The sequence below is a fragment of the candidate division KSB1 bacterium genome (assembly GCA_022562085.1).
Taxonomy (GTDB): Bacteria; Zhuqueibacterota; Zhuqueibacteria; order Oceanimicrobiales; family Oceanimicrobiaceae; genus Oceanimicrobium.
In genome coordinates this window covers 1-7,242 of the sequence record JADFPY010000237.1, presented here as the reverse complement: position 1 = coordinate 7,242, position 7,242 = coordinate 1, and the positions used below count along the sequence as shown (strand labels likewise).

Below are 7,242 nucleotides of genomic sequence, written 5' to 3'. Positions count from 1 at the left end.
GTGGGTAAAACGCCATAAGTATCAGAAAACAACGAATCTCCCACCATCGCAATGGTTTGATGTTCTCCGGGCGCAATCGAGGCACCATCCGGAAATCTTGCGTTCCAATCCCCGAAGCCACCGCCGCCCGCACTGTCAGCAACACCGGTGACCAGGTTATAATAGAAATGGTTGCCCCCAGCAAATGTAGCGTCGGTTATGTAGTAATGTGACAGATCTACTGTTTGATTAGTCGGGTTGTAAATTTCCACGAATTCACCGGCAGTTGGGGTAATCACAAATTCTGTTATGAGCAGATGATCCTGTGCAAACAGATTTGTTACAAGCAAGATGCCTGAAAGAATTAGTAGTAATAACAATTTTTTCATAACTTTTCTCCCTTCAAAAAAGTTTAGTACCCTTATTAATTTAGGTCACCTTTACAACCGACTTCCGCATCACCTCCTTTCCAGGTGGGTGTTCACAATCAAATTTTGTTATTCAGTTGTTGTCCGCGGCGCAACTCAGGTTACTATTTAATAACCAAGAATTTGCCGCGTTGAATTTCGCCGGTGTTATTATTTTGCACAGTAAAGAAGTATAGTCCGGATGCCAACGCTTGATCGTCTTGAGTTACCAGATCCCATGCATGCTCACCGCCTGCAAAGACGCGGTCTCCTCTGGAGAATCGTTCGAACCACTGAATCCCTTCGCCAGTATAGGTGGTACCTTGATGCTCAAACTTGTCGACCAAATCACCAGCTAGCGTGTAAATTCTTACTTCACTTTCAGCAGGCAAGTTGAAAAAATAGATTTTGCGTTCCCGCTCCAGGTTTCCGTCCCAGGCTCCCGTTGCGCGGTAGGGATTCGGGTAGACGCCAACTTTAATTTTGGCTCCAGCAACTTCTGAGATTTGCTCTTCCATGGTTGGCGAGCCCGGGAATGCGCGTACGGCGTTGGCCAGACGGCTGCTCTCCAGGCTACCTAAATTGATTTCCGGATCGCCGCTGTCGAATGCGGTCACCCCGTAAGCGTACTGCCAGCCATTTAACAGATTGTCATTTTCGAATTTGTAATGATAGAAAATGGTCTCTTCTATGCCAGTGATTGGGTTGACGAAAGTTTCGCCAAAAGTAACGGGTTCATCCAGACGGACAAAGTCGAAGCCGGTATCAAAGCCCACACCGTTCACCGAATCGAATTCAGCGATCAGAGCGAAGGAAGAAAAAAGATCTCTGCCCGGTAAGTCTTCTGCCAATTGTGTGCGGTAAATCTTGTACCCCTCGAAATCCATTTTACCGCTTATAAAATCCACGGATTCTTCTGCGGAATCGTCCCAATAAAGTGTGATCTTTCGGGCGCCCGGAACGACTTTGAGACGAGGTGGATTCGGAGGTGTAGGTAAGATGTAACGATCGATTCTGCCATTGCGGTTGAGGTCTTCACCCGGATCCAATTCATTGTTGCCGTTTCGATCTTCACCGTCATAAGCCGTCTGGGCCCAGAACGCATTGGTGTACAAATCCTGCCGGCTTTGATCGGTGTCCAAGTCGTTCGAGTCATTACCGAATTTGCTGGCGCAGATGATAGCGAAAACAACGTTGATCGAGGAGTCCGGATCGATTTTCTTAAAGGGACCGGTAGACATTAAGGTCATGAAATTGCCGGGCGAACCTTTAATTCTGCTGTTGAATGTGCCGGTATTAATGGGCTCCACTTGCTTCTGATAACTGTCTATATCTGTAGTTGGTGAAAACAGCACAGGGTCCATAGTGTTTCGGAATAGCCACGCGTTGTAGGTCGCGCCTGATTGGTAAAGGTCGTCGTCTGCCTGTGGCGTTGCGCCCAATTGCTTTAAGCCAATATACAGGCCGTTTTCGGTAAAGCCGGGGTCGCCATTAAAATCGTATGAGTAGGCCATTCTGAGAGAGTCCACGAATCCATTGCCAACGTTCTGATAAAAAGGGGCTCCCACGCGCGGTGGTGTAATATTAGTATTGCGAACGACCAAATCAGACCACAACGAAATGTAGACATCATTTAGTCTCTCTCTGCCGCTGTTCTTAATCGTGTAGTTGAAAAGCACAAATGCATCGGCAAATGGAAAATTCCAGGCATAGGTCTCCAAATGCACCGAAAGGTTTATGGGGACATGTTGCGGAATCCGGATGCTGGTGCCAGGTACCACAGTATTTGAATCCGTAAAGTCCGCGATGAAATCCTGGTGGCTCACGGCCTCAGGATCGAAAAAGGGATTGTCGAGGATGCTCGAGCGTTCTCGAACCACATCGCCGGGGTCATCAGAATTAGTAAATTCAAATCCAGCCGCTACATCTCGAAGCGAGGGGATGTCTCTGGCACCCGTTGTTACGAAAATGGTACCATTATCTCGCCTGCCGCCGACCCACAAACCACCTACGAAGAGATGTTCGATACCTGACCCTTTTGGATACTCACAGGATGGTTGGTCTACAGGAGATTGAACTGCAAATCCGTCACCAAAGGTACCAAAGTTTGATACAGTCAAGCCAATGCTGCCGACCGTTGTGAATTTTGTGGCATCATCAACAAAGGTCTTATCCAGGCTGAGTTGGGTTTGACCTTTTAAGAGGCTAAATTGCAGAAAAAGAGAAAAAGCTATAACGACAAATTTAAAATTTGCAGGCATTAACATCTCTTTAGCTGATCTACATGGCGTGCTTTTTGGAATGACACTGTGAAGTGAGATATCAATCTAAAAAACAAAACTGAAATTGTCAAGAATTAATTTTAATAAATATTAAGAATCCTTAAAAAAAGAAAATAAGTCCAACTGTTTAAGGAATTAGGGAAAAGCTGGATTTAAACAAGAATTCCAGTTCTTTGCAAGAAACTTTTTTCAACATGTGAACTCTTTATTTTAGCAGATTTAAGATATTTTGTAATTCAAAAATCTGGATTCTAAAATTACCTTGATCTGCAATGGCGAGATAGCGTCCGTCCCGGCTCACGGCGAGGCCATCCGGAGACAGAAACCTACCCGGCGTCAAACCTTTTTCGCCAAAGAAACCGATGACAGGTCTGTTTTCTTTTGTCAAATCGAAAATAACGACTTGCCCCAACTCTTCATTGAGTGCGAAAAGTTTATCCTGATTAATTGCCAACCCTTCAACATCCCGCCCGAAAAGATCAGGATGGCCGATGGTTTGGCCGGTAAATCTTCCGCTGTTTTTTTCATAGACTTTGATGATTCGATGACCTTCATCAGCAACAAGAAGATTTTTGCCAAAGATAACCAGAGATTCCGGATCATTAAGGATGTAACCGTTTTCATCTTTCGCTTGAAACTTGAACCTTATATCCTGCCGGCCGTTTTTTTGAAATTTATAAACGCGCCGCGTTCCTGTATCTGTCAAATAGATGTTGTCCAGTTCATCCACCGCAATTCCCTGAATACTGGTATAGGTGGTGCCGTTGGCTGAGTCCGGCTTGACCAGAATTGCAGCAAGATTGATGGTGCGTTCCTTTAAACACGTTCCGTTTGTATCAAAAATTTGAATTCGCCGATTGCCCTGGTCGACCACTAAAATTTCATCTTTCGAATTGCAAACAATTCCCTGAACTTCGTTATAAATTTTTCGGCCGTTGGGAAGAACAGCGGCAAGGCTGTTATCAAACTGGCAGTCCCCCCTACCGGGTTCACCGATCGTGATAATGGAAAGACTGTGTTCTGAAATCGAGTAAATCTTAAACCTGCCGTTTTGTGTGTCCCCGGCGAGTAAGCGGCCGTCCCTGGTAAAAGCTACCGCATCCGGTTCATTGAACTGCTCGATCATACTGCCCTGTGTGCCGCCTAAAATTAGATACGGTTGAATGACCCCAAGATTGTTGGAAATGGGCAGATTTCTTGGACTGAAAAAAACTAAGTTTAGGATTGCTAAGATAAAGCTCATGCGTTCTCCTACATTTGAGGTCGCTCGCAGCGACTACAGTGACAGGTAGTCGAATTTGAAATTTGTGACATCATAAATATCGAACAAATTGATTCTTTTCGTCGACAAGGATCACTTTAGATTCAATCGGTTGGTCGCTTAGCTCAAATCCCATAATGATCACCTGTTCGCCCTGTTTGATCACATGGGCGGCCGCGCCGTTCATACAAATGATTCCGGAACCTCTTTTTGCAGAAAACACGTAGGTCTCCAACCTCTCTCCCGTATCAAGGCTGGAAACCAGCACTTTTTCGCCGGGCCAGAGGCCAATTTTTTCGAGCAAATCCTGATCGATCTCAAGGCTGCCGATATATTCCACGTTTGCATCCGTCACTGTTGCTTTATGAATTTTAGAGCGAAGAAGCCATCTCATTTTAAATCTCATCCTCTGGTGATTAGTTCGAGAGTATTTGTTTAACCAATTATCAAATTATCGATAAGGCGGACGTCATCGATGAAGACAGCCAGGGAAAGGAGCGCTTTCTCGTCAATGACACTTAATTCTTCAAGCGTTTCCGGATGAGCCACGCTGATATAGTCGGTACGCGCTTTATCGAATGACTCGATGGTTTTTTCCAGCACGGATTTTAATTTGGCGGCATTCCGAGTGCCCGAGTGAAACGCATTTTCGGCAGCGGTTAAAGCTCGAAAAAGACAGACGGCTTGTCGGCGTGCCGCAGGGGACAAGCGAGCGTTTCTTGAGCTCATGGCCAACCCATCCGCTTCGCGCACGGTTGGACAGGTAATGAGGTCGAGATTAAAATTCAAATCCCTGACCATTTGCCTGATGACGACGGCCTGCTGCGCGTCTTTTTGGCCGAAATACGCGCGGTGGGGTTGGAAGACATTGAAAATCTTTGCAACCATGGTTGTAACGCCGCGAAAGTGGCCAGGACGTGCTTCCCCTTCCAACAAGCGGGTGACTCGTTCCACTTCGACAAATGTTTGGAATTCGGTGGCATAGACGATATCGGGTGTTGGCGTCCACACCAGATCGACGCCCTCTTTTCTGAGCAGTTCGAGATCTCGCTCCAGATCCCGAGGATAACTCACCAGGTCTTGCTGGTTATTAAATTGAATCGGATTCACGAAAATGCTGACCCCTACTTTCTGATTCTCATTGCAGGCACAGCGTACGAGACTTAAGTGCCCATCGTGCAATAATCCCATGGTTGGAACCAGCCCCCAATTTAAGGAGGCATCGCGCCAGCGATATTTGCGAACTTGGGAGATTTCAGAAAAAACTTTCATTGGTATCGGTCTACGAGTGCTTCGACTCCAAAATAATAATAATACATTTAGGAATAAACCAGATATGAATGACTAAAGCCTGATTTTGAGCGTCATTAGTTGTCAGTAAGTCATTATTCGTCAATGCTTAATAACCAAATGACCATGCAATGACTTGAATGACTATTCAGCATACCGGACAAACAAAATTTCAATTAGTTTTTGAACGTTAATTAGGAATCACTGATCCAGATCGCTGAGCCGGTCTGGCTCGAACGTTTGGCCAGCCTGTTTCGATTGAACTTGTTCCAGAAGAAATTGGTTCACGGGTGTCGGAATTCCATAACGCAGACCGAGATCGACGACAGCTCCGTTTATGGCTTCGATTTCTGTTTGAGTGCCCCTGACGATGTCTTGAAGCATCGAAGATCGATTGCGAGCGGTGGCACGACAAATGTCGAACACGTGCTCAATGGGATCGGGGTGCTCCAGCCTGATGCCGTGCTTGGTTGCCACCGCTGCGACTTCCTGAATCGTAGCCCTTAGAATCTTGCGGAGAAGCGGATGGTGCAAAAGGTCGCCGTTCTTGATCTCCAGCAAAGCCGTCAAAGGATTGATGCTTGCATTCACGATGACTTTGCTCCAGCTCAGACTTTCAATATTTTTGATAAGCTCGGTCTGAATGCCAGCTTTATTCAACAAATTGACGATTTCGTTTAGTTGGGTTTCCCACCCCACTTTCACACCCAGGAAGGTTAGGCCTTCTCCTGCATGTTGCACGCACGCGAGCGCTGATAGATTGGCTGCGTGATAAGTGATTCCTGCAACAACCCGGTCTTCTCCAAGCGCCGCTTGCAAGATTTCAATATTTCCGAGACCGTTTTGCAGGGTCACGGCCAGTCCGTTTGGCCGCAAAATCCCCTTGACCTGCTCAACTGTACGTTTCGTCTGATAGCTTTTGACCAAGATCAAGGCCACATCCGTGGGCGGAACATTATGGAGGTTGTTGGTGATGTTGAGCCTTCGAGTGCATTGGTTTCCATCCAGATCCATGAACGTCAGGCCCTTTTCCGTGATTGCGTTGATTTGTTCCGTCCAGGTGCCAAAAAGCGTTATCCGATCGCTTACTTTGTTCAGGAAAAAACCAAAAAGCGTGGCTATGGCGCCAACTCCGAAAATGGTGATGTTCCATGGAAAGGTCATTTGTTCAGTTTTTTGAGTAAGCGTTTTAATTCGCCGTTATCCGTTTTAAAAACTATGTGAATCAGTGGGGAAGACACCGGACTCAACCTCCTGACGATAGGTTCGAATGGCATTCAGGATTGGCTCGCGTAAATTCGCGTACTGCTTGACGAATCTCGGTGTGAATTGATCGAACAAGCCCAGGATGTCGTGAAAAACGAGAACCTGGCCATCACAGGCAGGTCCGGCTCCGATGCCAATAGTTGGGATGTTGATTTCGGCGGTGATGGATTCCGCCAGTTTTGACGGCACAGCTTCCAGAACCAGAGCAAAGCAGCCTGCTTGCTCTAGAGAAACGGCATCTTCTAGCATACGTTTTGCCGATTTTTCAGTTTTACCCTGGACTTTGTACCCTCCCAGTTTTGTGGCCGTTTGTGGCGTCAAGCCCAGATGCCCCATCACCGGGATGCCGGCATCGATGATCGCCCGAACGCTTTCTATCACTTCTCGACCGCCTTCGAGTTTCACCGCATCCATTCTCGCTTCTTTGATAAAGCGACCGGCGTTTCGAATGGCTTCCTTTGCATCGATTTGATAGGATAAAAACGGCATGTCCCCAATCAGAAAAGCGCGTTTCGCGCCTCTGGCAACAGCCTTGCAATGATGCACCATTTCATCGACGGTGATGGAAACTGTGTCAGGATACCCGAGAACCGTCATGGCAACCGAATCGCCCACAAGAATAATATCTAACCCCGCTTCGTCTACCAGAGTCGCACTCGGGTAATCGTAAGCTGTCAACATGGTGATAGCATGTTTATTTTTTTTCTTTTGCTGCAAATCTGAAATTAAGACTTTTTGCGACGACATAGTGTTTCCG

7 protein-coding genes are annotated in these 7,242 nt (G+C 46.6%); all 7 read right to left on the bottom strand.

Features of this window, described 5'->3' with window-relative positions:
- Positions 1–368, bottom strand: a 368-nt coding sequence (locus tag IH879_16560; protein ID MCH7676539.1) for a lamin tail domain-containing protein, incomplete at its 3' end; no start/stop codon positions are given.
- Between the two features lie 143 nt (positions 369–511).
- Positions 512–2,647 (bottom strand): hypothetical protein, encoded by a 2,136-nt coding sequence (locus IH879_16555; GenBank protein MCH7676538.1) that lies wholly within the window; start codon positions 2,645–2,647, stop codon positions 512–514.
- Positions 2,648–2,873: 226 nt separating this feature from the next.
- Entirely contained in the window at positions 2,874–3,911 is a 1,038-nt protein-coding gene (locus IH879_16550) for an NHL repeat-containing protein (GenBank protein ID MCH7676537.1), read from the bottom strand.
- Between the two features lie 70 nt (positions 3,912–3,981).
- Positions 3,982–4,323 (bottom strand): aspartate 1-decarboxylase, encoded by a 342-nt coding sequence (locus IH879_16545; protein MCH7676536.1) that lies wholly within the window; start codon positions 4,321–4,323, stop codon positions 3,982–3,984.
- Positions 4,324–4,364: 41 nt separating this feature from the next.
- Complete coding sequence (locus tag IH879_16540; GenBank protein ID MCH7676535.1) at positions 4,365–5,201, bottom strand: pantoate--beta-alanine ligase; 837 nt, start codon at positions 5,199–5,201, stop codon at positions 4,365–4,367.
- A 219-nt stretch (positions 5,202–5,420) separates the two neighbouring features.
- Entirely contained in the window at positions 5,421–6,383 is a 963-nt protein-coding gene (locus IH879_16535; GenBank protein ID MCH7676534.1) for a 2-dehydropantoate 2-reductase, read from the bottom strand.
- A 45-nt stretch (positions 6,384–6,428) separates the two neighbouring features.
- Complete coding sequence (gene panB, locus IH879_16530; protein MCH7676533.1) at positions 6,429–7,232, bottom strand: 3-methyl-2-oxobutanoate hydroxymethyltransferase; 804 nt, start codon at positions 7,230–7,232, stop codon at positions 6,429–6,431.
- Positions 7,233–7,242 lie beyond the last annotated feature (10 nt).